This window comes from Planctomycetia bacterium, assembly GCA_016795155.1.
Classification (GTDB): domain Bacteria; phylum Planctomycetota; class Planctomycetia; order Gemmatales; family HRBIN36; genus JAEUIE01.
In genome coordinates, this window is sequence record JAEUIE010000023.1 from 64,989 (window position 1) to 90,369 (window position 25,381).

Consider the following 25,381-nt stretch of genomic DNA (forward strand, 5'->3'; position numbering starts at 1 on the left):
TCGCCCAGATTCATCAAAGTTCTTACTCATAAATTCCGACACTCACCATTTTATCCTTTTCTCAACATTCATTGCTGGTCGATGGCTGTCAGTTCAGCGTCGTACTTCTCCTTGAGTTCCTGCGTGGAAATCGGCTTTTTCAAGGCTTCTTCCATGAATTGACCCACATAAAGCACGTACGCTTTGCCATCGTACTCGAATGCAATCTCGCGGGGTTTAATCGCAAGTACCTTTCCTTTCAAGACCAATACGTTGTCACCGTCCCGAATTTCAAATTCATTGACACCGCCGTCAGGCCGCAGCTTCACATACTTATTTGTCTTGCGGATTCGCAGCAATCCTTCCTCGCTTATGTAGTTTGCCGTGATGCTGGTCAATTGCGTGTATTTCAAAATATCTCGATCAGGCTGTTTCACAGGGGATGTCGACGAGGCATTGACCACCACGGCTGGCGCCAGTCCCGCAAAGACATTCTTTTTCAGCATGGTCGCATATTCACGTTCCGGCTTATGCAGCGTGGCCAGCTTCGCCTGGCCAAACAATCCAAACGGCGTGAGTTGTGTCAGCCCGAATAAAATACCAGTAGGCAAACGGCTCATTCCCGAGATTACTTCGAGTTGCCCGACGCCAATCATCGGGTTGGCAATTACCGACTGACGAGGAGGTACGTTGCTCATCGACAGAACTTCCACTTTCATGGTGACATTCAGTTTGGCTTCGTTCCCTTTCCCCAAAGGCTCGATGATGATCGACTTGATGACATGTGGAACATTGACGCTGTAAAACTCCTGCAGGAAGGCGGAGAGTTGCTGCAGGTTCGCTTCAAATATGACATCGTAAGAAATGGCAGCAGTCAGTGGTGCTGCTTGCCGGGTATTTCCAGTCACCAGTCGATTCGGTTCCGAAAACGACTTGAAGACAAAACGATGCTTCAGCATCATTTCCTGCAGGAAATTCTTGTACATCAGTGCCGAGGCATTCACATTGCCCGGCATGGCGATCGTCTTCCACTTGTCCACTTCCTTTTTGGATTTCTCCAGCTTGGCCAGCCGAGCCGTCAGGCTTGCTTCTTCCAGTTCCAACTGGCTGAGCTGATCCTGCCGTTCCGTGATTCCCTCGTAAAATCGCGTGGCGACGATGAACAGTCCAAAGCAGACGGCAAAGATTCCACCAGCGATCATCAGCAGTTTGAGCATGTTGTTATTCATGGTCGGCCTCCGGTCGGGCGGAAGCCTCTTCCAGGACGTTGACGCGTGTTGGCCTGTCCTTCCGTCGCGGTGATGTTGTTACCTATCGTAATGACATCGCGGTAATCTTCCGGACGCAGCGGCAGGACTTCCAGTTCATACACCATGGTATTCCGTTCTTGCGGAACCAGGTCCGATTTGATCCATTTCCAGTGACGGCTGTCGCGTAAGGCCGCTTGCAGTACCTTCAGCTGAGCGTCCTGCTCGGCTGTCGCTTTCAGCGTCAGGCGGGCTATCGGCTTGATGGTTGCCGTTTTCGCAGCAGGCTGGCTGCCAGCCGTCTTGCCGGGCACCGGGTTGCCGCTGGGTGAAGCCGGTGATGCTGCAATGGATTTCCACTCTGCTTTGACGATCTGCACCCCTGCCATATCGGGGAAGATATCAATCAGATCGTAGAGTTCTTCCAGGATAAAGATCTCTTGATCGCGCCATTGCTTGATGGCGTCAAACCGCTTTTCCACATCGGCAAAGTTTTTTTCCTGATCTCGCTTCAGCTTGATCCGTTCCTGGAGATCGGCAATTTCTGAATCGGCTGTTGAAGTCAGCATCCAGTAGAGGCCATACAGCAACACGCCCAAAGCGACTGCCGCCACGCCACCCACCAGTGCGTAGCTGCGTTTGCGGTTAGGCTTGGGCATGACCTTCTTGGGCGCCAGGAACTCTAACGGTATTTTCTTGAATGATCGGGTAACCTGAGCCGCACCGCACGCAACGGCATAATCACCATGGCCTGCCAGCCGCTCTGCCCCGGCAATGTTCTGATACGGATCATACAGATGCACGGTGACAGGCAGGCTCGATACCACTTGCTGAACTTCATCGGGCAGTTCATGCCCAGCCAGGTACAGCGCACTCACTGGCGGAAGGTTCGGCTGGTTGGAATATGCTGCAATGCTTCGCTTCAGTTCGCTGAGCAGTTCTGCAGCATCCTGGGCCGTACCCATGCCTCGATTGAAAATCAGCGTTCCCTGATGCATCACAAAAAACGATTGACTGCAGGCAAATGCTACCGCATCGCTTTGTCCCTGTTGCAGGCTGAGTACTTCTGTCATCAGCGCGATGGCACGAGGCACTACCGCCAGCAGTTTCAAGTCAGCTGCCTGGCACAATTGTTCGCAAAACCGCACCCGTGATTTGCGGGCAACGTAAGTCAGCGACCGCAGTTCGCCCGTCGTATACTTCTGCGTCAGGGGAATGTAATCGACAATGGCTTCATCTGCAGGCAGCGAGGTTTCTTTCAGCACCTGGAACTGCACAATGGCCGGCAGTTCGTTCGCAGGGATATCCGGGTGGCGCACCTCGCGGCAGGTCATCGCATCCTGGCTGAGAGCGATAACCGCGGTGGTTGCCTTGAACCCTACTTCCTTCAAGCGGGCTTTCAGCTGAGCCCCCAGCGTGGTGGCATCCATGGCGCCAACCGGCAAGGCCAGCGCTGCATGCAACTGATACCCGCCAGAGGATGGATTGAGTTCTACCAGCCTGAGTTCATGATTATCCAGATCTATGCCAAGCAAGCCTGCCAAATGAAACCCCTTATGCAACGACAGACGGAATCTGTCCTATCGACCATCGAATTTGCGGGTATACATGCTGGAGCAGAACCTTCTAGACCGGTAGAAACGCTGCTGTATCCAGCCTGGTACAATCCCCGTAACCGTTACCTTGTGCAGATCACGGCGAGTTGCCGCCGCTTCCGCTGCCCGAGAAATTATACCCCTTACCCAGATCGGTCAGGTCACGCCAATGCAGGATTCGTGGTCTGCCATTGTTGGCATCCACCACGACTTCCAGACGCACCTGTGGACCGCGAAATTCATAGTAACCCACCACCTGAAAACGGAAAACCTGCGAGTATGTGGTGATGAATTGACTGAACAGCTTGATGACATCCACGCTCAGTTCTGCTTCAGTCACCAGCCAGGCAGGCGTTTTGTAATAGGCAATCATGGATGGATCCATATCGGGCGTAGGTCGATATTGAACCAGCTTCTCCGCATCGCTTTCGTTGATACCCATCGCAATGAGCACATCCGCCGGGCACGTATTGATGTTGATGCGTGCAGGAATTTCGTACTCGGCATCGAGCGTGCACTTGTCGAGCAGGGTGGTAAGCGAAGCGCGAATCTGATCTTTATTGGCTCGAACAAAAGGGCCTGAGAGAGAAGCTGCTGGCTGCCTTGGTTTTTGAAAGGCAACGTAGCTGTCTACGAAATCCCAGAGAGAGGTGAGTTGTCTGGATGCTTGTACCTGTTTGATATCGGTAATGACGATCTTGTTCTCAACAATATCAATTCCGGCAGGTGGAGCACTGAGGGTTTCACCACGCAGAAGTGTAAGGATATCTACTCCCATAGTTATTTTTCGCAACGGAGTAGTTCTGGCTAGGATGAGGTAAGTGGCCATCTCGGTTCCAACGGCGGCTTCGAGTTGTGTCATTAATGTTGGAATATCAGTGCCATTCAGATTGATGCGCTGCTGACCCGTGGAATCAACATTCAATTCCCGGCTGTAGACCGTAAAGTATCGCTGCAAACCCAGGTCAACCTGCCCCGAACCATCATCTTCATCCGGGTCGAGCCGACCGTTGCGGTTCTTGTCATTGCCATACAGTTGCTTTGGCGTCCAGCCTTTTACGAGGAGCAGTTCATCGGTTGAATCATACGGTCCGCCCTTGGCCTGATATCCCAGCGAGGAGTAATAGCTGGCTTCACCGCTATCAGGAGTTCCACCTTCTGCAGTCCAGTTGATGACCGCCATTGCCTGTTCCTCATTCATATTGGGAATGGCTTTGATCATGGTGGAGATCAGCGATTCATTACTCGCACTTTTCTTGATGAGTTGCCGGATGGCATTCAGGTTGATTTTGCCGTTCTCGTCTTCCACGCCATACCTGAACCGAGTCGAATTGGTGGTATCGAGCGTATCACGTGGCATGACGATGCTGAAATAGCCACGCACGCCATTGGGGCCATTGATCGGCTTGTAATGGAAGGCATCGTAGTTGTCATAGACAAAGCCATTCCACACGCGGAACGAATCGGTCGAATCGCTCAAGCTCATGGATTGCGGGTAAGCCAGGGCAAACGCTGCATAATGCACGCCGGAATCAGCCAGATGCCGGGCCTGGGCCAGACGACCGCTGACAATCGAAGCATTGCTCTCGGCCATCATCAGGTTCAGGTACTGATAGCCGATAAGCAGCAATACTACGATCACCACCAGTACGGTGATCAATACTGCACCACGACGAGTTCGACGTCGAGACATCATGTTCATTGCGTGGTTCCTCCCTGAACAGGTGAACCGAACGCAGGAATGGCAATGACCAGTCGATGCCGCACCGGGCTGCGGGGCGGGACGCCGGGAATTTCAGGCATCTGCACCATCAACTTGATTTCAATGGCGGCAGGCGGCCCCATTGTCGTGCCATCCCACGATGTCATCCAGCTTTGTGTGGAACTGTCGAAATACTGGAAGCTCATTTCCTGCACTTCCGGCGCCAGGATTTCCTCCTGTGCAGCTTCATCGGAATCGGCGCTGCCGGAAAGCACGTTCAGCGTTTCCTTGCGAACCAGCCCCGTGCCAGGCTGGCAGTAATAGGAAATGGTTCGCAGATCGGAATAAACGCTGTTCGGCGTTTCCGCATCGAGACGGCTGAACTGAGGTGTCTGGCTGCCGTACAGCGTGAGGGAATATTCATCACCCTGCACACAGAAATTAAACTGTCCTGGTTCAGGCGTGGTCGCATCAGTTGGTGGATCGGTAGGGGGAGGAGCGGGCTGAACACTTGGCGCAGTACTTAACAGAGACAGGTTCTGCCTGATGTCAGTTTGCAAACGAATGGCAGTGCCCCGGATCACCTGCAGTGATTGCACCGCTTCCTTACCGACGCGAATGGAACGCATCATGATATCAAGCGTGGAATAGACCGCTGCCAGCAGGATAGCGCCAAGCACAAGAGCAGCTAACACCTCAACCAAGGTAAATCCATGACGTGTGTTTGATCGGAGGATCATGGACTTCCTCCGCTTGTTGATGACGTTGACGGCTGTTGAGCAGGTAGTCGCAATTGCGGATCAAGCACGATACGCGACAGCGAATACTCAACCGGAGCGGCTCCCGTGAGCGAAAACGTGACGGTGACGATCACCGAATTCAGGCCGGTGATATTGTTGCCGGTATTCGGATCCTGCACACTGCTCCAGCTTTCCGGTGTAACAGAAACCTGGTACATCCATCCTTCCACTTCTTCCTCTATGGGGCCACTGGTGGAAGAAACCGGCAGGATGCCCGCCACAATTTCGTCCATCTTGGTTTCTGCGAGCAGTTGGGCTTTGGCTAAACGCCGGGCGCGGGTGGCTGCATCCGAAGCATTATCCACCATCTGTGTCAGTGCGTAGGCAGAAAAAATGAAGATAGCCAGCGAAGCCAATACTTCGAGCAATGACATGCCCGAGCGGGCAGTTGTCTTGCGTAGCAGACCAGTGGTTATTCTTCGTACAAGCATCTTGCGGTTGCTGTGGCAGGGTTATGCATGTACTCGTGCATGACCCAGCAGGTTTTCGGTTTGTTCTGCGTATCAAGCAGGGTCATTCGGAGTACCGAATAACCCTGCCACGGTTACTGTGGTTGCTGTATTGGTACCTGTTGAGCCTGGGCTGTCAAAGCTCGCATGGTTAATTGTCGGCGTCTGCCAGCCTGTTCCACGATGAGAATACTTGCCTGCTGATGTTCACGTCCGGTTCCGTCCAGTAACTTGGCTCTTCCATCAGGCAGGAACAGCCAGGTGGAATCAGGATTGCCGCCACTGATATTCACCATGTCGTTGGCGGCTTCGAAATGGAGATTATTCGGCAGACTTTTTTCAATCACTACTCCGGCATCTTCATCCGGATCACCGGTTGGCGGTGCATTCACACCGCTGGCCTGCTCTGGCCAGTAGGCGATTTCATTCGGTGCGATGCGGTACTGCTGCTCGCTGCTCAGAATTTGAAAGCGGTAAACCCGGCCTTCATCCATCGCAGCAGTGCGGGCGTGAATCCAGTCGGTCCGCAGATCATCAATAGCTCCTTGAAGCCGCTGGGTCATCCACCAGTTGGCTGCCATCGGCGCAATGACTGCGCTGGCAAATGCAAGAATCGCAATCACCGAAAGCAATTCCACCAGGGTAAAACCGGCACGGCTATTGCGCATCAGATCGTGTTTGCGGATGGCCATTTCCATCCGGGCCTCCCGAAATCACAATGGGTTCGTAGGCGCCGGTGGGTGACTGAACCAGTTCAAAGAAATAAGGTCGACCCCAGGGATCCAATGGAACCTGTGGCAGCATCCCTGCTGAAACCAGGAAATCCAGCCCGCCATTCATCATCGGGAAGCCGTTGGTCTGGGGAAATTCATCCTGGTTGTCGGCTGCGAAATTCTTCAGAATGGAGGCAAACTTCTTGCACTCGGTCTTGGCGACGCGAATACGCTGGTTGCCGATCAGTGTGATGTAAGTTGGAATAGCCACGCCTGCCAGAATGGCGAGAATGGCAACGACGGCCAGCAGTTCAGCCAGGGTAAAACCTGCTCGAACGTTGCGGCCTGTCTGTCGGGTTACGTGTCGTATCATCATGAGAATGTCTCCTAGCCAATAAGGCTGTTCGCTTGCATAAACGGCATCAACAGGGCCAGCACCACCAGAAGCGTGACGCCGGCCATCATCAACAACATGACAGGTTCCAGCAGGCGCACCAGCAGGTCAAGCTGCCGGGTCGTCCGGCGCTCGGTGCTGTCAGCGACATTGACCAGAACCTTTTCCAGCGTGTTGGATTCCTCCCCCACACTGATCATTTCAATCACGTCACGAGGAAACTGTTTGCTGTTGGCCAGTGGCCCGGCCAGGCTCTTTCCACCAGTGACATGTTCCGCTGCTTTATCAATCGAATCGGCGAGAATCTTGTTGCCAGTCGAATCTTTGGCAATGCGAAGCGCCGTCAGAAGGGGGATGCCATTCTTCAGCATCGTTCCCAGAATACGGCAGAATCGCGAAATGGCGAGGTTACGAATGATACTCCCAGCCACCGGTATTTTCAACATGATGCCATCGAGCCGCCGCCGCCCCGCTTCACTCCTAGCCCAGCGACGATACAGAAAGATCAGTATCCCGAACACCATCGCCAGCCACAGGAAATTATTCTGCAGAAAGTGACTCAGATTCAAGAGACCAACTGTCAGGAAGGGAAGTTCCTCGTGCTTGTTTCCGAACATCGATTCGAATCGAGGCACCAGAAAGATCACCAGACCGAGTACGATGAGTGAACCGACAATCATCAGAAACATCGGGTAGGCGAGTGCACCAATCACTTTAGAACGCAGCTCTTCCTGATGCTCGGTGAATTCTGCAATGCGGGCCAGCACATCTTCCAGGAACCCGCCTTCCTGTCCGGCACGTACCATCGAGACAGTCAGTTCGTTAAATGCCTTGGGATGCTTGGCCATCGCATCAGCCAGGCTGGTGCCATCGCTGATTTGAGCACGAACATCCAGCAGCACTTCGCTGAGTGCAGGCAGCGTCGACTGCCTTTCAATGATTTCCAGACTGCGGAGCAGGGGAACGCCAGAGTGCAGCAGATCGGCCAGTTGGGAATAGACTGTGCAAAGCAGCCGCGGCTTGATCTTTCCGCCGCTGAAGGCAGCCACTTTCGATTTCTTCGCTGGTTGAATTGTAACCGGGAACAGCCCTTTCTGATCGAGCATGACCATGACTTCACGCTCACTGCCAGCCGTGAGAACTCCCGTGGCGGCTTGGCCATCGGGGCTTCGGGCGGTGTAAGCGAAATCAGGCATTCTGCTCAATCCTCCAGGGCAGGGGCATACCCTCTATTAACTAAAGTCACCAATCGTGGCTGTTACCACCTCATCTACTGTCGTAATTCCCGATAAAACTTTGCGATAGCCATCCTGTCGCAACGTCACCATGCCCTTTTCCAGAGCTTTCCTGCGGATGACCGTGGCACTGATGCGCTGTGAACACATATCCCGCAGTTCATCATCGGTAGCCATCAGTTCATAAATGCCGACTCGGCCACGGTAACCTGTGCCTCGGCATGCCTTGCAGCCTGCACCTTTGAATATCTGAATCTTCTTTCCGTTGTTGGTCTTGGGGAAGTCGTTGGGCAGCAGATGTTCCTCAGCATGGACATCTTCCACCTTACATTCCTTGCAGATAGTTCGCACCAGTCGCTGGGCCATCACTCCTTCAACGGTCGAACCAACCAGGTAAGGCTCCACACCCATATCTATCATACGCGTAAATGCGCCGGGAGCATCGTTGGTGTGCAGCGTGCTGAACACCAGGTGACCAGTCAGCGATGCCTGGATCGCTGATTCCGCCGTCTCCATGTCTCGCATTTCACCGATGAGCACGACATCAGGATCGTGGCGCAGGATGCTTCGCAGAGCAGCGGCAAAAGACAAACCTATCTTGTGGTGTACCTGAATCTGGCTGATACCTTCCATCTGGTATTCGACAGGATCTTCCACGGTGATGATCTTCAGCGTTTCATCTTTGATTTCATTGAGCGCTGAATAGAGCGTGGTTGATTTTCCCGAACCCGTGGGGCCGGTGACCAGCACGATGCCGTGCGGCTTATCGATCAGTTCCTTGAATTGCTTGTAGGTATCAGGCAGCATGCCAACATTGGCGAGGTTAAAGACCATGCGACCCTTATCGAGGATACGCATGACAATGCCTTCGCCATGACTCATGGGGATGATGGAAACACGAACATCGATCTCGCGGCCCTGCACACGCATCTTGATGCGGCCATCCTGAGGCAGACGCTTTTCGGCAATGTTCAGTCGCGACATGATCTTGATGCGGCTGACAATCGCCAGCGAAAATCGGGCGATTTCCGGCGGAAGCATCTGCGTCTGCAATCGACCATCGATTCGGTAACGGATGCGAAGCGTATGTTCCGAAGGCTCGATGTGTACGTCGCTCGCCCGTTCATTGACAGCTTCGATCAGGATTTCGTTCACCAGTTTGACGACTGATGCTTCCTGTGCCATCTTGGCCAGTTCGCTGTCATCGGTTTCCAGGTCTTCGAGTAATTCGAGGTCTTCCTTTCGCTCCGCGACGAGTTGATTAACCGTTTCGCCACCGACGCCATAATGTGTTTTGATGAGCCGGGCAATTTCGCGCGGGCTGGCCAGCACCGGCTTGATACGCAGGCCTGTCAGCATCTGCACTTCATCGAGCGTATAGACATCCTGCGGATCGCCCGTGGCCACAATCAGCGAGCCGTTCTCACGCTTGAGGGGCATCAGGTTGCGTTTGTGCACCAGCCGGCTCGGCATCGATTCCAGTGCATCTTTTTCCACCTTGGCATTTTCGAGTTCGACAATCGGCATGCCGAATTCATCCGACAATAACGCCAGTACATCACCTTCCTTGGCTAACCCCCGCTCCAGGAGAATCTGGTATTCAGGCCGATCAGGAGTCATGGCCTGAGCTTCCTGTAGCCGCTGCATCGCGCCCAGATCAATCTGCCCCAGTTGTAACAGCCGTTCTGCCAGTCGCATCGTGAATCTTTCCTGAGAAGGAACCAATGACCATTGGGTGTCAATCGTATCAGTCACCGTGAAGCATCATCTACAGCTTTAAACCCTTCTCATAATTAAAGGTAACGTCTTGTGGCGCAAGGATCAACGACGATTGGGATGAAACTTCTCTCATGAGACAAATCTCAGCATGTGATGCTCTGAAAAAGCGCAAAAAATCCCCTGACATGGTTCGAATGCCAGGGGATTCAACGATTATCGGGATCGAGGCCGGGCACCCAGCTGGTAAATGACCTCGGCCGAGTTTTTAATGATCAAGGTTCCGGGCGGGTGGAAAGTAATGGTGCCATTACCACCAGCGCCTTCCCAGGAATCAGGCTCCACCGTCGTCTTGATCAGGTTGATAATCTGGTTGACATTCTGTTGTGCACCAACTCCGTTGATCAGGCTGGCAACATCCATCACACCTACCCGCATTTCATTCTTAGCTTGCAGGAAGCTGACTACCTGTACTATTTCACCCTTGATGATGTAAGTAAGCCCCAGTTCACTAAGTACGCTTTTGAGTAGATTGCGTTTGGATACATTGCGGGGAATTTCATATGTCAGCGTGCTCTCGTAGGAAAGTCTGACTTCTTCCATGGTCGCTTTGCTGATGACCAGCTGGAAGCCCAGTTCCTTCTCCAGGCTCTTGATGACCTGATCGAAGCTGGTGTTGTTAAAGCTGAAATCCGTTTTGCTCGGCTGATCAAGTGTGCGCAGAATCTCTTTCTCACGACCGGTCAGCTTGGAAAAGACGCTGCCTACCGGTTCGCGTTTGCTGGCCTTATCGAATGCTTCCTTGTCATACTTAATGGTGCCATTGGGAGGAACATTCCCTGCCGATTTCACGATGTCGCTCATCGCTTCATTGGTACTGGTGTTACGATCTGCATTCAGACGGTTGTAATCGCGGGCTATATCCTGTCGCGAAGTGACCGTAGCATAGGCAAGAAGTGCCGGATGTTGCGGGTACTTATCCATCAACGCTTTCAGCCTGGCCTTGGCAGTGGCTACATGCCCCTGCTTATCCAGTGTTTTGATGAGATTGAGTTCCTCCCGAACCTTCTCGTTCGTCTGATTCTCTTCCTTGGAGGTGGTAGCAGGTGCAGGCTTGCTGGCAGGCAATCCCGATTCGATAGCCTTACGCTTGGCTGTCAGTTGATCGGTGAATTCTTTCTTCTCGGCAGCAGTCAGGAAGTTTGCCTCGTTGACATCATTCTCAGCTGACTGCAGTACGACAATGCCTGCATCGACAGGCAACTTGCCTGCTTTGGACAACGCCGATTCGACGGTGTGCTTGAGCGACTCTTTAGCCACTCGGATACGGGTTGCAGTTTCTTCGAGTTGTTTGCCGGGGGGATCGTCTGCCTGTGCAGCAGGGTTCAGAAAGCAAAGAGACAATCCAGCGAGAACGAACCAGCGCCTTACCATGACTTACCTCGCTATCAGCGTCGGAAGAACATCCCGATCTTCGTTACCCTTACAGAATACCACAGTTGGTGAACGGTGCGGGCAAGATCAAGACGCAACGCTGCAAAAAAAGAGATGTGAATTAACGCTTAGATGCCATGCAAGGAACATCTTGCGCTAACTACTGTGAAATTAGCTAATTCATATCGATTATACAAGTGAGAATGACGGAAAATGGCTCAACAGTTGCGTACCCATAAGCAGATTGACGTATAATAACCGACATCTCTCATAAGTCCTGCTTGTTTGAAGAAAAAGGCTGGGTTAAATTTATATCCTTGAATAGGAGTTATTATTGTGATGAATCAGGCTTTGATTGTTCATGGCAGATATGCACGCCGGAAGTTTATTCCAGATGAACCTATGCCAGATACCGAAGGAAAAGCTGAACTGGTCATCATTCCAACTGTTCCAAAGATAGCAATGTCTATTACAGATGCATTTGGTAAAGCTTCCCAACTCCGAAGTGGTGACGAAATACTGGCACAGGTGCGTATAGAACGTGATGAATGGGAACAACGTTGATTTACCTTGATGCAAATGTCATTATCAGATTGGTCGAAGGGGATGTCGGAACTCGAACACCCTTGGAACAACGGCTGGCTCCATCGATAGGGATGACTGGTTCCCTGACAACTTCACAACTGAGTCGTCTCGAGTGTCGTACAAAACCATTGCGTGCACTTGACCATCATACGTTAAAGCAATTCGATATGTTTTTTGCTGGATTAGAAATTACCTTGATTGAAGTAAGTGCATCAGTGATAGACCAAGCAACGGATCTTCGCGCAAAATACAACTTGAAAACGCCCGATGCATTGCACTACGCTTCCGCTATTGACGCAGGCGCAAGTGTCTTCTTGACAGGCGACCTCACATTCTCACGATGCCAGGAAATACCTGTTGAAGTTTTGTGAACGTTATGATCACGCCCTGGCTGGCGTCACGGGCTGACAGATGCAAAGTATTCTCAGCTAACCATTGATTTAAGCTATTCACCGCGACAACAAACCTACAAATATAATTTACTCAGCACTCAGCACTCACTAAATCCCCGGCGTCGAACCGATCAGATATCCCCGAAGATCTCGGAAGATGCGGTCGCCTCGCTTGTGAAAATCATCCGAGAGATGTTTGCCAATATAACGCAGGATTACAGTCACCCAGACCTGGTTGCGTCGCAGCGGATTGGTACTTTCGAAAATCTGCAGTTCCATCTCGATGTCTGATCGCCCGGTAGCAAACCAGCCTACCTTGGAAGGGCGGTACGCCGTGTTCTTGCCTCCCAGAATCACTCGCACCCGTCCTGAAGTGTTTTCGATCAGTTCGCCACGAGCATCCTGAATAAACCCAGCCAGTTTCACCGAGGCAATGGTACGAGGCATCCACGCCTGGATGCGGTAGATCATCACCGAGGGATCAAGATTGTCGGGTATGGGCGGCAGATCGGAAGGATCTTCATTGACTACTTTCTCCTGATACTTCCGGGGATCAGGCTGAGCCAAGGCCCGCATGTAATCATCTGCCAGTTCCCGCGTGTGACCATACCGTTCTTCCGGCAACTTTGCCATGCTGCGGAAGACAACATTCTCGATGGCTGCAGGAATGTAGACCTCATCATCGCTCATGCTAGGCGGCTGTTCAATCGCATGTGCCAGCAGGGTGTCCATGGTTGACAAGCCCTGGAATGGCAGTCGGCCTGTCAGCATCTCGTAAAGAATCACTCCCACGCTGTAGATATCGCTTCGATGGGTGATATGCTCACCGCGCGCCTGTTCAGGCGAGACATAAGCTGGTGTGCCGAGGATATTGTCACTGCTGCTCTGCTGAGCCGCCGACTTGGTGTCGAAGTTGGCCAGGCGGGCCAGCTTGGCCAAACCGAAATCCATCACCTTGATCTTTTCAAACTGCGTATCGGGATCAGTGATCATGAGATTGGCAGGCTTCAAATCACGATGGATGATTCCCTGTTGATGAGCGGTAGAAAGCACTTCGCAAAGCTGACCCAGAACCCGGCTGGCCCGCTGAGGCGTAAACCGCCGGTTTTCCTTCAGAACAATATCGAGCGTTTTACCTTTCACAAACTCCATGATGATGCATGGGCCTTCTTCGGTTTCCAGGTGTGCATCATAGAGCGTGACTGCGTACGGATGCTGGAACTGGGCCATTGCCAGCATTTCCTGCTGGAACCGTTCCTGGAAGCGTGGGTCTGCAGCAATGTGTTCGTGCATGACCTTCACGACCACATCGCGATTGAGATCTACCTGTCGGGCCAGCCAGACGCGCCCCATCCCTCCTTCGCCAAGCAGGCGAACGATGCGATAGCGACCCAGAAAGAGCGTATCTTGCATGCGGGGGCGGTTGGTAAAGGTTCCATTATCAGGCTAACAAGTCTTGCAACCCATTCAGCCTGAGCAATCTACCATATCATGTAAATCACCATAATGCGAACCGGTTGATTAAAACTCCAGTTCCAGACCCTTCAGCCTCTTAACCGTTTCAGCCATCAAGGCATCCTCGGCTTTTTCATCCTGTGCAGTATAAGTCACGGAAAAGCGTAAGTGTGGGCCTGCATCGTCCCAAGGTACGCAACAGAGTGAGAGATTCGTTATCAAAAACTGGGATACATCTTCGGCATCGACAAAAGCCCGATGATTACTCCCTTTCGGCGCCTTCACATACAGAAAATAGGTGCCTCCAGGCATCTTGGCAGTGAAACCGACACTGTTCAGAGCAGCTACCAGTTTTTCGAGTCTTCTCTGATATTTCTTGCGGACAGCCTGGTGAATGGCAGGTTGATCGAGTGCAAAAGCTGCTGCTTTCTGCACCGCCATAAATTGGCCTGAATCACTATTATCTTTGATATCTGCAAAGGCCCGTACGATTCTTTCATGCCCTGCCACAAAACCCATTCGCCAGCCAATCATATTGAAGCCTTTCGACATGGAATGTACTTCCACACCCACTTCCCTGGCGCCATCCATTTCCAGGAAACTCATCGGCCGGCCTTCGTACGACAGCAGAATATGGGCAGCATCCTGCACGATGACAACCTGGTGTCGATGAGCGAATTCAATCACTTCCTGATAAAACGCCTTGGTAGCCACCTGCCCTGTCGGGCTATTGGGGTAGTTGATCACCAGCAACTTGGCCCGCTTGGCAATATCAGAAGGAATACTCTTCAAATCCGGAAAGAAATTATTCTGTGGTAACAGCGGCAATGGATAAACTTCACCACCGTAGTATTTGGTGTGTGTGCCCGCCACCGGATATCCGGGCACTGTCATCAGGGTGACATCGCCCGGATTGATGAAGGCAGCAGGCAGCATCGCATAGGCAGGTTTCGAGCCTATGGCGTGGTTGATCTCTGTCACAGGGTCGAGCGTGACATTGAACTCACGCTTCATGAACCGGGCAGCTGCTTCCTTGAAGGCAAGAATGCCGTTATCAGCATAGCCTCGGTTGTCCACCTTGTTGGCTTCATCGCAGAGCACTTGCCGAATGGAAGCATCGGCCATGTCATCATTTTCACCGATGCCGAAATCGAGCAGCATTCGGTTGGGAAACTGGGCAAGCGCTTCCCGCTTAGCCCGTTTGATTTTCTCGAATTTGTAGATGGCTGTTCCCTGACCATACTTCATTCCACCAATGCGTTCTGCAAACAACGACTGAAACCAGGGCAAGGCCGACGTGCTCATGGGGTGCTATTTCCTGATGGCAATGAAAAGTCGAGACTTCGGGTTCGGTTTACTGCTGGAATGCGTTTCGTCCAGAAGCACACGCCAATTAGGCGACGCTTTTACCGCAGCACAAAGTCGAGGATGCAACTCCGCTTCTACACAGACCACCAGACAGTTCCATTGGTTCAGATACTTTTCCCATGTCTCTATCCCTTCTTTTACCACCCTGCAGTCACGCCAGTGCTGTGGAGAAAAGAGCTGCACATGCGAATAAATCACCACAGGTCGAGCCTTGGCAAAGAGCAGATAATCCCCGAGCGTTTCACTGCAGAAAATAGAAGACCCAGGCTGATGCACCGCTGCGTATAAAGCTGTATCAACACCCGGCCTGACCCGGCGATCATGCGCTCGATCCACTAGGCGGGGCGTGGCAGGATGCAGAGATTGATCCAACAGCGTGATATCCTCATGCAGCAGAACTTTGCCCAGGTTCGACCAGGCAAAGCCGATCCACAGACAGCCTGCAATCGCAGCCCACTGCATCAATCGATGCTTCAGTGACACATAGCCGTCACCAGGTGGGCATCCCAGGATTCGCGTCCACGGGCCAACACACACAAATGGACAGATGATCGCCCACCATGGAAACATGCGCTGAAAAAAGACCACCTGTACACCAAAGCAGACCAGCAACAGGCCATGCCCCATGTTGATGCCTGGCACTTTCCGCCAGGTTGCCAGCCATTGTGTCAGCAGGATGACAACCAGTGAGATCATGAACATGATGCCCAGCGGGCTGTTCCATTGCAACCGATGCCATTCATCCATGTCCTGCACATTGGGGTTGCTGGCAAACACCAGTGTTTCATGGAACCATTGAAAACTCCACAGTGGGTTGAACACACCCACAGCAAGGATGCTGAGAAGGAGCATACGTAGCGAACGGCGAAATGCAGTTGAATGAAATGCATCAACTCGTTGCGATTGCACTGCACTACGAATAGCCTGAAACAATCGACTGGCCCAAAGCCCCAACAGAATGAGCAGGCCGTTTAAAAACGAACCATGCAGGTTCGCCCAGAGCACCATGATGAGCGGTGTTAGCCAGACTGCCAACCTGCTCGGTGGCTGTCGGCAGCCGAGGAACAATACCACACACAGGCACAGTTCCCCCCATACCTGGGGCCGCAACACTTCCAGCGTGTTCCAGCAGAGCACGATCGAGAAAACTACACCGAGCAGGCTGATTAGCCGTGACCCGCTCAGCCGTACAAATGCCCAATAGAGGAAAAGATACCGAAGAGCTACCAGCAGAGCATTCAGCACGCGCAGGAAATCAACTCCGCCTGGCTGGCTCGCATCATCCCACGACCAGCGGTAGGGAACCCAGGCGCCTGCCTCGTACACTTTCCACATTGCTACCTGGCTCAGCCAGGCAAAGGGCATGTACGGTGCATCATTAGACCACGGGCTGAACGGTTCACGCTCGGGAAATCGCTGATGTTCGCTCATCCACGAACCGAACCTCAGATGTGCCCAGATATCGGTATGCCAGAGTGGTGTATGGTTCAGCAAAAGAAACAACGCTGTCAGCAGAAGCGACACCAGTATTGTCATCATGACAGGTTGATGGTTCAGTTTCTTCAGCCACGCGACCATGGATAACCAGCTTCCATTCAGGTAATGCATCAGGGTACAAGTCAAGCGGGCTAATAGTAACAAAACTTGGTTGATGATAACAAGTTACATAGACATTCCTGTTCTGCGTTCCTAGAGATTCTTTAAGGATTATTCCGAAATAGACGATGAACAGGAAAACGCCAGGTGTGTCAACAGGGAACCTACCCTGCAAGATCGGGTGACAGCCAGTTGACAACGCAATAGATGAGGATGCTATGGCCCATGTCGTAACCGCCAATTGCCACGATTGCCGATACACCGATTGTGTCGTGGTGTGCCCGGTGGAGTGCTTCTGGCAAGATGAAAAGATGCTCTACATCGACCCGATCGACTGCATCGATTGTGAAGCCTGCGTGCCAGAATGCCCCGTAGAAGCCATCTATGCTGAGGCTAATGTCCCCGGCCAATGGACTTCCTATATTCAGTTGAACACCGAAAAAACGGCACAACTGAAGGCAGACAAGGTGAACAACATCACCCAGAAAACCTCACCTCTGGAAGGGCCTGACTGCTCGGCCAAGAAGTGATGGCAGATCACTTCTCTCCCTGCGAATTTCCGGCTCGCAGGGTTTCATAAAACAGAATCGGCATGGTCCCTTGGTCCTTCGAGCCTCCAACTCCTCGTCGAAATCTTCTTGTGCTTATCCCAGCAACTCCTCCAGTTTGTCGAACGAACCTGTCCAGCCTGCGGTCATGCCGGTCCTTGCATTGCCAAAGATTTGAATTTCTTCTGCGGTAACTGATCCATAAGGTTCGGTGGTAACGGTGACACGGGTGTGCCCCGTATCCTCAGCTGTCAGCTTCACCGTGGTCAGCATTGTCTCAGGCCATACCGGGGCCATCGGATGACGTGAAACTGTTCCATCGGCTTCGCAGAACTGCTGCGTGTAGATCAGCTCGCTCGGCTTCACGATCTTGAGGTACTCCGACTTGCCATGGAAGGTGATACCCTGGCCATTGGTCATGGAGAAGAAGGCGCCCCAGCCCTGACGAATATCGCCCCGAATGAACTTCATGGTAAAACCCGTTGGTGGTAGCCACTGGCAAAAGTGCTCAGGCACTGTCCACATCTCAAACACTTTCTCCAGTGGTGCAGCAAAGCTCCGATTGATGATGAACTTCTCGATTCCGCTCGACTGTTTTTCGAGGTACTCGCCGAGCCGATCCCAGGTTGCGTTTCCGCCTGCCTTCTTGATGAAGCCATGCATTTGTTCTGCTACTTCCGGAGTAGCAAAGCCCATCCGCATGTCGAGCGAGGTCTTGCCATCCATCTCGGTGAACTGCACCGTGACGCGAAACAGCGGGGGACGATCATCGTATCCACCATGGTCGTAGACCATCCGCGAGTGCTTCACCACTTCGTGGTAAAACGTTTTGTTCGGGTAATCAACGCCATCTGGCCCGTGCATGGTGTAGTGCCAGATGCCGCCAGGCCGAAGATCATGGCTGTGCGTTGTGATGGTGAATCCACGCGGCCCGCACCAGTGAGCAGCCTGCTTGGGATCGGTCCAGGCATCCCAGACGGCACGCAGCGGTGCATCGTACTGACGTTTGATTCTGATTTCATTTCCCGTAATGTTCGCGGCCATGGTGCGTTCCTTTCGTGGATGCAGGAGGATGGATGGTCTTGAGGTATTCGCCGAGGCGGTCGAGAGCCTCTTCCCAGTGCTGGCGGTATTGTTCCAGCCACTGGGCAGCGTCTTTGAAGGCATCGCCTTTGATTTTGCAGGGGCGGGTCTGTGCCTGTCGTGATTTGGTGAGCAGCCCGGCTTTCTCCAGCACTTTCAAGTGTTTGGTGATGGCAGGCAAGCTCATCTTCTTCAGAAACGGCTTGGCCAGGTCTGAAACCGTCGTCTCGCCCCGCGACAGCTTGGCCAGCAATGCCCGCCGAGTAGGGTCAGCGAGTGCAGTGAAGGTCTGACTGAGTTTATCGGCCATGTAATTTACCAATTGGTTAATTAACCATAGAGTTAAATACCATTAACGCTCGGAGTCGTCAAGCTGGTGAACAATTATTTTGAGAGTTGACTATGGTAGTCAATCCGCAGATGAGGGTAGAATGTGTCGGATGAGCATGTGCAGTCGCACAAGTAAATCTGCAACTTCCTCAAAATGAAAACTAATAACTCGACGGTTTATGCCATTCTTGCTGTCGCATCACTTATCTTCTTTGGAATAGCGATGATTCCGTGGCATGAATCCAAATCCAACGAGCGACTTCCTCTTGGTGCAGCCTATGTAAACAACATCTGTGGCTGGGAAGTTATTTTCCTTCTCGTGCCTCATATAGTTATTTCAGTTGCTATAGGGTCAGGTGTTGTTTACCTGAGCAAACTGGGCAGCAGAAAATCCAGTTGAAACATGGAACTCGCTTTATTTCGCATACTCACTTGTCATAGTAGATTCAGCGATAACATTTGGAATTCTGAAAGAACATCATGGATAGCTCACAACTCACCAAGGCGGCAAGTCTGTTGCGGCATGCAAAGAAAGTGACGGTTTTCACCGGAGCAGGCACTTCGGCTGAGAGTGGTATCCCGACTTTTCGCGATGGCTCGGGCCTGTGGCAGCAATTTCCACCTGAACGATTTGCTCATTGGAAAGGACTGATTCAGGAGGGTTGGCGAGATCCTGCATCAGTTGCCCGCTTCGTTTTGGCTGTTCTTGAACCGATTGCCAAGGCTGTGCCGAACGCTGCCCACCAGGCTATTGCTCAACTGGCAGACAAGACGACCGTTACAGTCATTACTCAAAACATCGACAATCTGCATCAGGAAGCAGGCAGTCTGCGTGTTCGCGAAGTACATGGCAGCCTGTTCAAGATTATTGATGGCAAGGGTACGATGGTTCGTCGGCTGAACAAAAGCGATCTGCTACGGATGGTGGAACGCCTGAAGGAAATGATTGCCAGCAAGGTAACGATCATTAAACTCCTACGCAGTTTCAAAGATATCCTTGGGCTCAGTTGGCGTGGTGTCACTCGCCCCAGCATCGTGCTTTTCAACGAAGGCTTGGCCGAACCCGACTGGGCACAAGCAATGGAAGATACCCAGTGGTGTGATCTCATGGTGATTGTTGGCACCTCTGCCCAGGTCTTTCCCGCCTGCACGTTGCCAGTGCAAGTTAAAATGCGAAATGTCCCGTTGATCGAGATCAACCCAGACACTCAGGAATTCAGCAGCCTGTGGCTGAAAGGAAAAGCTACCGAGGTAGTGCCAAGGTTGATTGACTTGGCGTTCAATGATTCCAGCCATTAACGTAACAGGGTCGAAACTGAAAGCAGTTTCAACCCTGGTACGTCAATGGTTATGAACCGGACAGCCGGATTGGTTCAACTACTTCTTATCCGCAGAGGACATCGAGACTTTCCACTCGGCGTTCTGCACCCAGAAGACGGCGGCGGCGACGGCTCCACCCAGGAATGGGCCGACGATGTAGTAGCCCAGGTTGTTGAGCTCACCCTGTTTCATCCAGAAGTTGAAGGTGATGGGGCCGAAGCCTACCGCAGGATTGAATGCTCCGCCGGAGATGCCACCACCAACCATGGCTCCAACCAGCACGGTGAAGCCGATTGCGAGGCCGTAAAAGGAATTGCCTTCGGTTCCCTTGGCAGTTGCGACATTGAGCACGACGAGAGCCAGGGCAAAGGTGAAAATGAACTCGACGATGATCGCCATCACTGGAGTGGTGTTGGCATGCGGTTCGACTTTGATAAACCCACCATTAATTTGATGCACCACGTAACAGGCCAGAAGCGAACCAGCCAACTGGCAAACCACATAGGGAACGAAATCGATGGGGGATAGTTTGCCTCGCAGCATCACGGCCAGGCTGACGGCCGGGTTGTAATGGGCACCGGAAATATGTCCACCCATGTAGACCATGACCATGAGGGCGCTGGCAATAGCCAGTTCCGGAAAGCTGATCTTGGGGGTAGCGGTAGTCGCCAATCCAATGGTCAGAACCAGGAAAAAGGTTCCGATGATTTCGGTCAGATAACGTTTCATGTCCAACTTCCTTGTCAGAATAGATTGCAACAGCATGGTTCTACCCTAAGTTGCCCTCGTTTGCCAAGATGAAATCATGACTCACTGCTGACCGTAAAACTGGAATCCAATGTTCTGGCAGGGTGACCCGATAGCAGGTGCGTATCAAGCAAGCGATAGTCTGGAGAATACCAGCCAGTTGGAAGGCGGGTATGTAATCGTATGGAAGCCAATCCAGGTCGAGAACTCGCCAGCCTGTAAGTATTGGATTCCAATCCTGTTCCAACAATGCCAGCTATAATGTTCTCATCATTATCCTTCAGTTCAACCAACCAGGAGTCCCATGCGTTCTTTTTCAATGATGCTGGTCGTCATAGCCTTCCCCATCGTGTTGAATGCCGACGATGCGGTGCAGAAAGAACTCAAGGCACTGCAGGGAACCTGGAAAGCTGTCGGCCTGGAAGCAAACGGCAATCCCTTTCCCAAAAATGCTGTTCCTTCGTTTACCTATACGGTCAGTGCTGATGGCAAGGCAACTGGCAAAATGGGCAATAGCGAATACACCGCCACCATGACGGTCGATCCCTCCAAGAACCCCAGAACAATGGAAAACCAGCACCAAAGTGGACCCAACAAAGGCAAAACACAATACGCCATCTACAAACTGGAAGGCGACAAGTGGACCGTCTGCATCACCGCCCCCGGGGCGGCTGAAAGCAATCGGCCTAAGGATTTCAACACTAAAAATTCTACCAACGTAGTCTTCATCTTCGAAAAAGTAAAAGAAAACAAGTAGTCGCGATACATATGAATCCATCTGGGTCGGGCGCCACGGTTGGCGTGTGCGCACGCTAACCGTGCCAATCCCCTGCGTAGTTCATTTTGCGAACTAATTGTGTAGTACAGTTCAACAAATAGAGAGTACCGACAGATGGAAATTCCAGGTGATCGTCATGAGTGATGGCCAAATCGATGCACTGTGCAAGGCGGCAGAACGCGGCAATGTTGGAATCATCAGAAAATTGCTGACCGACGGAGCAGCGGTCAACGGCAAAGATAAGATCGGCATGACACCCTTGATGCATGCGGCAGAAAAGGGCCATGTTGAGGCAGTCCAAGTGCTGCTGGCTGCGGGTGCCGATCCTGGTATTAAACTCATGGGTGATACCATCCTTCGGTTAATCAAGGATCACATTGCCATTGCCAAAATGGATGACAACACGGCTAAACTGATACCGAAACTGAAGGAAATTGAAACGCTTCTGAAGAATGCTCCCGCAGTTCCACAAGCCAAACCTGCAGAAAAAACAGAAAAAGCACCCGGCAGGCCCCAGCAGTCTGCAGCCAATGCATCTTCGCAGGCTGATGTTGCCTTGAATGCAAAGGCCAAAGCACTTCGAAAAGCAGCAACCAGGGGTGACGCAGAAAAGGTTCGTCAAGCACTGAAAGATGGTGCGCCTCTGGAAACACTCAACGAGAACAAGTGGACGCCCATCATGCTCGCCGCACAAGGCGGGCATGCTGAGGTGTTCCGAATCCTGGTCGATGCCGGTGCCAACCTGCAGCATCGTGGCTTGAGCGACACCGATTTGATTGGTTGCGCTGCGGAAGGTGGCAATGTCGAGATTCTGCAATTTCTCCTGAAAACGGGCCATCCCGTCGAAGGCTACTGGAACCCACGCAGCCGCGAAGAGAAGCGAATGGGCAACTTCACTCCCCTCATGAACGCAGCGCTCAATGGCCACCTTGATGCAGTTCGAGTACTGCTCGCCGCCGGTGCGGATCGTGATGCAAAATTCGATGGCGAAACCACGCTGAAGCTAGTGCAGCAGAACATCAAGTTTCCGCATGGTGAAAAAGAAGTCGCCCTGGTCCCACGCTTGAAAGCCATTGCTGAACTGCTACAGGGCAGGGCAGCCAGCAGCAAATCAGAAGAAGATGATTTCGTTCGTGAAGTGGAAGCCTTTACAACCAATGCAGCAAGGCCAGAATACTCCCACTTGCTTCAACTACTTACCTCTGAATGCGGCAATGGGAAACCCTGGCAGCCGGTGGCTGATCATGGCCTGGCAGCAGCGAAAGTGTTATCGTTCACGCTGAAACATTGCAAAAACGGACAGCAACTGGAATCGCTGCAGAAAGCAGCGCGCGAAGCTGGGTGCCATCTGGTATTGGCCGAACCATGGGTGCCTGGTGAATCTGCGAAATGGACCCTCTTCCCTACCAGTAATCCATACGCAGTCGTTGCTGCGTGCGGCACAGAAGGCGCAAACTACTCGGTAAACACTCAGGACATCATTGCCTGGCTGAGACAGGTAGAAATGCAGAATCCGTTCGACCTCACACTCTGTAATCACGAATCAGTGGGCTGCCATTTCCATGGTCAGGTAAAATCCGCCTCGAAACTGGCGAACAGCATGGTCGAAATCTGCCCCAGCGTACTGGACGAAATCGACGACGCTGCGACACTGGCCAATTGCATCAAGAAAGAAAGATCAATCTATCTGCGATGGGACTAGCGTGTGGCCCAGACAGGAATGTCGGCGACACTTTCTATCAATTCCACCAACAACACGTGATTTCACTTCCCTAGCTTCACCATCTTCTCCACTTGAGTCAAAGTGGAAAAAATAGTGGCTCTAGGTGTTAAACAGTAACGAGGATGCCTGTTGGGAATTAGGGGCAAACTTTTCCGAGAGATTCAAGTTTGCCGAATATGCGGGACGATAACGTGGAAAGATTGCCGGTAGACCGAGCCTATCAGGGTGGTGCTTGGCAGGGCAATCAGGGGGAATATGCGATGGAACGCTGGCCCATGGCAACTGCCACGACAACTGGAGTGTCTGTCACTCCTGTGCATGTAACTGCGGAGAAGCACGAGGCCCAGCACCTTCGTCAGGGAGGACGCGTTTCCATGAGCCGTCGGATCAAATGGCTTTTTGCCGCTGCTGTTGCCTTGTTGGGGGCTGCTCCAGCTTCGGCACAATATCAACTGGGCACAACCAACCTTGCTGCTCCTGTTCATGAAATTCCTTTGCCGGTGGCCTGGGGAGATCGCGACGAAGGCTTCTACTTCAGTGCAGAAGCTGCCGTCATGCGTATCAACAGCGCTCTCCGTGGCCAGAACGTAGCTCGACGAGGCTATGTCGATCTCGATGGTTCCATTCGAGGAAACCCGAATGGTGGCATTGTTGATATTCTCGATGGCGGTGGAAATTACGTCACCACGCTCTGGACCGAACGAGGACCAGCTGGCGCCATCTATGGCAGTCAGGAAGTCGCTCTCAACACCGATGAAGTCAATAAAGACCAGTTCCAGCCAGGTACCCGAATCACCTTCGGCTACCGCATGCGAAGTGGTATTACTATCGAAGCCAGCTATATGGGTTTAACCAAGGCCCGCAGCGCTGCCACCTCCGGAATTGTTAATCCCAGCCAGAATGCGGGAAATGATGGTGCCAACGCTTATCTTTATAGCGGTTTCTACAACTTCTCACCTTACTACGCTGGCCCGCAGCGGGAAATCATTTCCGATACCTGGCTGCAGACTTTGCCTCCTAACAATCTGGGCACCTATCAGCCTGTGAATCTTCCGGCTGATGTGCAGAATCTGGGTGGGTTCGCTGTCTCCGCCTACGGTATTACCAACGGCTTCGAGCTGGTGCAGATCAGCCAGTTGCTCTCTATCCACACTGCTGAACTCAATATGCGGGTTCCCGTGTTGCAGGTCGAAGGAACTCGTACTTACTGGACAGGTGGTTTCCGTTACATCTCCACGATGGAACGTTTCCGCATGGTCATTGAAGATCAAGGTTTCCCCGATGCTCTGGGTGGACCATTCGGTGGTGGTATCATCGATAATGAACAGCGAAACGAATGGAGCCTGAGATACACGACCAAGCAGCGGAATAACTTCTACGGCTTGCAGACTGGTGTGGGCGGTGAAGCTTATCTCTTCAACGGCTTCGCTGTCAGCCTGGATACCAAGATCGGTGTGCTGGCCCAGGCAAATCGCAGTTCAGTCGTGCTGAACCGGCTCGATTCAGTGGAAGGCCTGGTCAAGCGAACGCAGAACTACTTCAACATGGCTGGTCTCTTCCAGGGTGGAGCTTACCTCTGGTGGTATGCTCACGAAGGTGTGACCTTCCGCGTTGGTTATGAATATCTGGGTATCCTCGGTGCCCGCCGCATGACTGATCCAATCGACTACGATCTGGGTCGCCTGAGTCCAACCGCTCGTAACAGCTACCTGAGCCTGGATGGATTCATGATGGGCGTCTCGTTTACCTTCTAACGGAACACCACCCTGGTCCGACGCGCACGAGGACAAGCCGCAAGGCAAGTCCTCGTGTGTCGTTTTAACCAGATAATATTTAGCCCCCGGCTCTTGAAGCCGGGGGTGGGTGCGCGCGAAAGTGATTGTTCATCTCGAAGATCATCCCCGCGACGGCAATACGTCACCGCGCGGTCACGCCCCCGGCCTGAAGGGCCGGGGGCTAAATGAGATCACGCCCAACTGTCTCAGATCGTCTCAAATCACCCCAGATACTTTACAACCAACGCTCCCCCAAGTTACGCTGTGGGTTTGTGTACAAACGTCCATGTCGGAGCGTCACCATGCAGACACCGCAGCAAATGAAGGAGAAAATGGCCAAGCAGGCCAAGCTTGGCCTCAGCATCGAAACGTGCAGCCAGGTTCAGGAACTCATTCACCAGATGGCCAAGGAACAAA

At 52.4% G+C, this 25,381-nt stretch carries 23 protein-coding genes; 7 read left to right on the forward strand and 16 right to left on the reverse strand.

All coding sequences use genetic code 11. The annotated features are described in order from the left end of the window. Positions 1-68 precede the first annotated feature (68 nt). From JNJ77_09725 to JNJ77_09770, 10 genes are all read right to left on the reverse strand, one after another. The gene (locus tag JNJ77_09725) at positions 69-1,208 is read right to left on the reverse strand and encodes a hypothetical protein (protein MBL8822853.1); all 1,140 of its coding nucleotides are present in this window, start codon (positions 1,206-1,208) and stop codon (positions 69-71) included. Further along, positions 1,205-2,770: a hypothetical protein gene (locus tag JNJ77_09730; protein MBL8822854.1), complete on the reverse strand. Its 1,566-nt coding sequence runs from the start codon at positions 2,768-2,770 to the stop codon at positions 1,205-1,207. The genes JNJ77_09725 and JNJ77_09730 overlap by 4 nt, the downstream gene beginning before the upstream one ends. 148 nt (positions 2,771-2,918) lie before the next feature. Next, complete coding sequence (locus JNJ77_09735) at positions 2,919-4,517, reverse strand: general secretion pathway protein GspK (protein ID MBL8822855.1); 1,599 nt, start codon at positions 4,515-4,517, stop codon at positions 2,919-2,921. Positions 4,518-4,519: 2 nt separating this feature from the next. Further along, a complete protein-coding gene (locus JNJ77_09740) occupies positions 4,520-5,263 on the reverse strand; it encodes a prepilin-type N-terminal cleavage/methylation domain-containing protein (protein ID MBL8822856.1) in 744 nt (247 codons plus the stop codon). Beyond that, complete coding sequence (locus JNJ77_09745; protein MBL8822857.1) at positions 5,260-5,754, reverse strand: hypothetical protein; 495 nt, start codon at positions 5,752-5,754, stop codon at positions 5,260-5,262. The genes JNJ77_09740 and JNJ77_09745 overlap by 4 nt, the downstream gene beginning before the upstream one ends. 113 nt (positions 5,755-5,867) lie before the next feature. Beyond that, complete coding sequence (locus JNJ77_09750) at positions 5,868-6,470, reverse strand: prepilin-type N-terminal cleavage/methylation domain-containing protein (protein ID MBL8822858.1); 603 nt, start codon at positions 6,468-6,470, stop codon at positions 5,868-5,870. Continuing rightward, positions 6,430-6,861 carry a prepilin-type N-terminal cleavage/methylation domain-containing protein gene (locus JNJ77_09755; GenBank protein MBL8822859.1) on the reverse strand — a complete coding sequence of 144 codons (432 nt, stop codon included), beginning with the start codon at positions 6,859-6,861 and terminating at the stop codon, positions 6,430-6,432. The genes JNJ77_09750 and JNJ77_09755 overlap by 41 nt, the downstream gene beginning before the upstream one ends. An 11-nt stretch (positions 6,862-6,872) precedes the next feature. Beyond that, positions 6,873-8,075, reverse strand: a complete 1,203-nt coding sequence (locus JNJ77_09760; protein ID MBL8822860.1) for a type II secretion system F family protein — start codon at positions 8,073-8,075, stop codon at positions 6,873-6,875. 36 nt (positions 8,076-8,111) lie between these two features. Then, on the reverse strand, positions 8,112-9,812 hold the full coding sequence (gene tadA / locus JNJ77_09765) for a Flp pilus assembly complex ATPase component TadA (protein ID MBL8822861.1): 1,701 nt from the start codon (positions 9,810-9,812) through the stop codon (positions 8,112-8,114). Between the two features lie 234 nt (positions 9,813-10,046). Next, positions 10,047-11,264, reverse strand: coding sequence for a DUF4974 domain-containing protein (locus JNJ77_09770; protein ID MBL8822862.1), 1,218 nt, complete (start codon positions 11,262-11,264; stop codon positions 10,047-10,049). Positions 11,265-11,603: 339 nt separating this feature from the next. On the opposite strand from JNJ77_09770, the gene JNJ77_09775 reads away from it, so the two are divergent. Continuing rightward, entirely contained in the window at positions 11,604-11,828 is a 225-nt protein-coding gene (locus tag JNJ77_09775) for a hypothetical protein (protein MBL8822863.1), read from the forward strand. Next, positions 11,813-12,220 carry a PIN domain-containing protein gene (locus JNJ77_09780; protein MBL8822864.1) on the forward strand — a complete coding sequence of 136 codons (408 nt, stop codon included), beginning with the start codon at positions 11,813-11,815 and terminating at the stop codon, positions 12,218-12,220. The genes JNJ77_09775 and JNJ77_09780 overlap by 16 nt, the downstream gene beginning before the upstream one ends. Positions 12,221-12,349: 129 nt before the next feature. Here JNJ77_09780 and JNJ77_09785 read toward each other — a convergent pair whose 3' ends face one another. From JNJ77_09785 to JNJ77_09795, 3 genes are all read right to left on the reverse strand, one after another. Next, positions 12,350-13,654 carry a serine/threonine protein kinase gene (locus tag JNJ77_09785; protein MBL8822865.1) on the reverse strand — a complete coding sequence of 435 codons (1,305 nt, stop codon included), beginning with the start codon at positions 13,652-13,654 and terminating at the stop codon, positions 12,350-12,352. Between the two features lie 108 nt (positions 13,655-13,762). Then, positions 13,763-15,001: an LL-diaminopimelate aminotransferase gene (locus JNJ77_09790; GenBank protein MBL8822866.1), complete on the reverse strand. Its 1,239-nt coding sequence runs from the start codon at positions 14,999-15,001 to the stop codon at positions 13,763-13,765. A gap of 6 nt (positions 15,002-15,007) precedes the next feature. Further along, positions 15,008-16,642 (reverse strand): hypothetical protein, encoded by a 1,635-nt coding sequence (locus JNJ77_09795; protein ID MBL8822867.1) that lies wholly within the window; start codon positions 16,640-16,642, stop codon positions 15,008-15,010. A gap of 236 nt (positions 16,643-16,878) precedes the next feature. Here JNJ77_09795 and JNJ77_09800 point away from each other — a divergent pair, with 236 nt between their 5' ends. Beyond that, complete coding sequence (locus JNJ77_09800) at positions 16,879-17,190, forward strand: ferredoxin family protein (protein ID MBL8822868.1); 312 nt, start codon at positions 16,879-16,881, stop codon at positions 17,188-17,190. Between the two features lie 114 nt (positions 17,191-17,304). Here the strand turns inward: JNJ77_09800 and JNJ77_09805 are convergent, their stop codons facing one another. Then, complete coding sequence (locus JNJ77_09805; protein MBL8822869.1) at positions 17,305-18,252, reverse strand: SRPBCC domain-containing protein; 948 nt, start codon at positions 18,250-18,252, stop codon at positions 17,305-17,307. Continuing rightward, positions 18,227-18,601: a helix-turn-helix transcriptional regulator gene (locus JNJ77_09810; GenBank protein MBL8822870.1), complete on the reverse strand. Its 375-nt coding sequence runs from the start codon at positions 18,599-18,601 to the stop codon at positions 18,227-18,229. Before JNJ77_09810 ends, JNJ77_09805 begins: the two co-directional genes overlap by 26 nt. 500 nt (positions 18,602-19,101) lie before the next feature. Between JNJ77_09810 and JNJ77_09815 the strand changes: the two genes are divergently transcribed. Then, positions 19,102-19,920, forward strand: coding sequence for an iron dicitrate transport regulator FecR (locus tag JNJ77_09815; GenBank protein MBL8822871.1), 819 nt, complete (start codon positions 19,102-19,104; stop codon positions 19,918-19,920). 78 nt (positions 19,921-19,998) lie between these two features. Here JNJ77_09815 and JNJ77_09820 read toward each other — a convergent pair whose 3' ends face one another. Then, positions 19,999-20,670 carry an aquaporin gene (locus tag JNJ77_09820; GenBank protein ID MBL8822872.1) on the reverse strand — a complete coding sequence of 224 codons (672 nt, stop codon included), beginning with the start codon at positions 20,668-20,670 and terminating at the stop codon, positions 19,999-20,001. 322 nt (positions 20,671-20,992) lie between these two features. On the opposite strand from JNJ77_09820, the gene JNJ77_09825 reads away from it, so the two are divergent. The 3 genes from JNJ77_09825 (at position 20,993) to JNJ77_09835 (ending at position 24,943) form a co-directional block, all read left to right on the forward strand. Then, positions 20,993-21,445, forward strand: coding sequence for a TIGR03067 domain-containing protein (locus JNJ77_09825; protein ID MBL8822873.1), 453 nt, complete (start codon positions 20,993-20,995; stop codon positions 21,443-21,445). A 157-nt stretch (positions 21,446-21,602) separates the two neighbouring features. Continuing rightward, complete coding sequence (locus JNJ77_09830; protein MBL8822874.1) at positions 21,603-23,168, forward strand: ankyrin repeat domain-containing protein; 1,566 nt, start codon at positions 21,603-21,605, stop codon at positions 23,166-23,168. Between the two features lie 197 nt (positions 23,169-23,365). Further along, entirely contained in the window at positions 23,366-24,943 is a 1,578-nt protein-coding gene (locus JNJ77_09835) for a hypothetical protein (GenBank protein MBL8822875.1), read from the forward strand. Positions 24,944-25,381: the final 438 nt, after the last annotated feature.

Bases quoted from the DNA above. Each gene is read 5' to 3' on its own strand.
- JNJ77_09825 (MBL8822873.1), top strand. From the start codon at position 20,993: ATGCGTTCTTTTTCAATGATGCTGGTCGTCATAGCCTTCCCCATCGTG.
- JNJ77_09820 (MBL8822872.1), bottom strand. From the start codon at position 20,670: ATGAAACGTTATCTGACCGAAATCATCGGAACCTTTTTCCTGGTTCTG.
- JNJ77_09760 (MBL8822860.1), bottom strand. From the start codon at position 8,075: ATGCCTGATTTCGCTTACACCGCCCGAAGCCCCGATGGCCAAGCCGCC.
- JNJ77_09835 (MBL8822875.1), top strand. From the start codon at position 23,366: ATGCGGGACGATAACGTGGAAAGATTGCCGGTAGACCGAGCCTATCAG.
- JNJ77_09740 (MBL8822856.1), bottom strand. From the start codon at position 5,263: ATGATCCTCCGATCAAACACACGTCATGGATTTACCTTGGTTGAGGTG.
- JNJ77_09785 (MBL8822865.1), bottom strand. From the start codon at position 13,654: ATGCAAGATACGCTCTTTCTGGGTCGCTATCGCATCGTTCGCCTGCTT.
- JNJ77_09810 (MBL8822870.1), bottom strand. From the start codon at position 18,601: ATGGCCGATAAACTCAGTCAGACCTTCACTGCACTCGCTGACCCTACT.
- JNJ77_09790 (MBL8822866.1), bottom strand. From the start codon at position 15,001: ATGAGCACGTCGGCCTTGCCCTGGTTTCAGTCGTTGTTTGCAGAACGC.
- JNJ77_09770 (MBL8822862.1), bottom strand. From the start codon at position 11,264: ATGGTAAGGCGCTGGTTCGTTCTCGCTGGATTGTCTCTTTGCTTTCTG.
- JNJ77_09745 (MBL8822857.1), bottom strand. From the start codon at position 5,754: ATGCTTGTACGAAGAATAACCACTGGTCTGCTACGCAAGACAACTGCC.
- JNJ77_09800 (MBL8822868.1), top strand. From the start codon at position 16,879: ATGGCCCATGTCGTAACCGCCAATTGCCACGATTGCCGATACACCGAT.
- JNJ77_09805 (MBL8822869.1), bottom strand. From the start codon at position 18,252: ATGGCCGCGAACATTACGGGAAATGAAATCAGAATCAAACGTCAGTAC.
- JNJ77_09815 (MBL8822871.1), top strand. From the start codon at position 19,102: ATGGATAGCTCACAACTCACCAAGGCGGCAAGTCTGTTGCGGCATGCA.
- JNJ77_09780 (MBL8822864.1), top strand. From the start codon at position 11,813: ATGGGAACAACGTTGATTTACCTTGATGCAAATGTCATTATCAGATTG.
- JNJ77_09735 (MBL8822855.1), bottom strand. From the start codon at position 4,517: ATGATGTCTCGACGTCGAACTCGTCGTGGTGCAGTATTGATCACCGTA.
- JNJ77_09750 (MBL8822858.1), bottom strand. From the start codon at position 6,470: ATGGAAATGGCCATCCGCAAACACGATCTGATGCGCAATAGCCGTGCC.
- JNJ77_09725 (MBL8822853.1), bottom strand. From the start codon at position 1,208: ATGAATAACAACATGCTCAAACTGCTGATGATCGCTGGTGGAATCTTT.
- JNJ77_09775 (MBL8822863.1), top strand. From the start codon at position 11,604: ATGAATCAGGCTTTGATTGTTCATGGCAGATATGCACGCCGGAAGTTT.
- tadA (MBL8822861.1), bottom strand. From the start codon at position 9,812: ATGCGACTGGCAGAACGGCTGTTACAACTGGGGCAGATTGATCTGGGC.
- JNJ77_09830 (MBL8822874.1), top strand. From the start codon at position 21,603: ATGAGTGATGGCCAAATCGATGCACTGTGCAAGGCGGCAGAACGCGGC.
- JNJ77_09755 (MBL8822859.1), bottom strand. From the start codon at position 6,861: ATGATGATACGACACGTAACCCGACAGACAGGCCGCAACGTTCGAGCA.
- JNJ77_09795 (MBL8822867.1), bottom strand. From the start codon at position 16,642: ATGGTCGCGTGGCTGAAGAAACTGAACCATCAACCTGTCATGATGACA.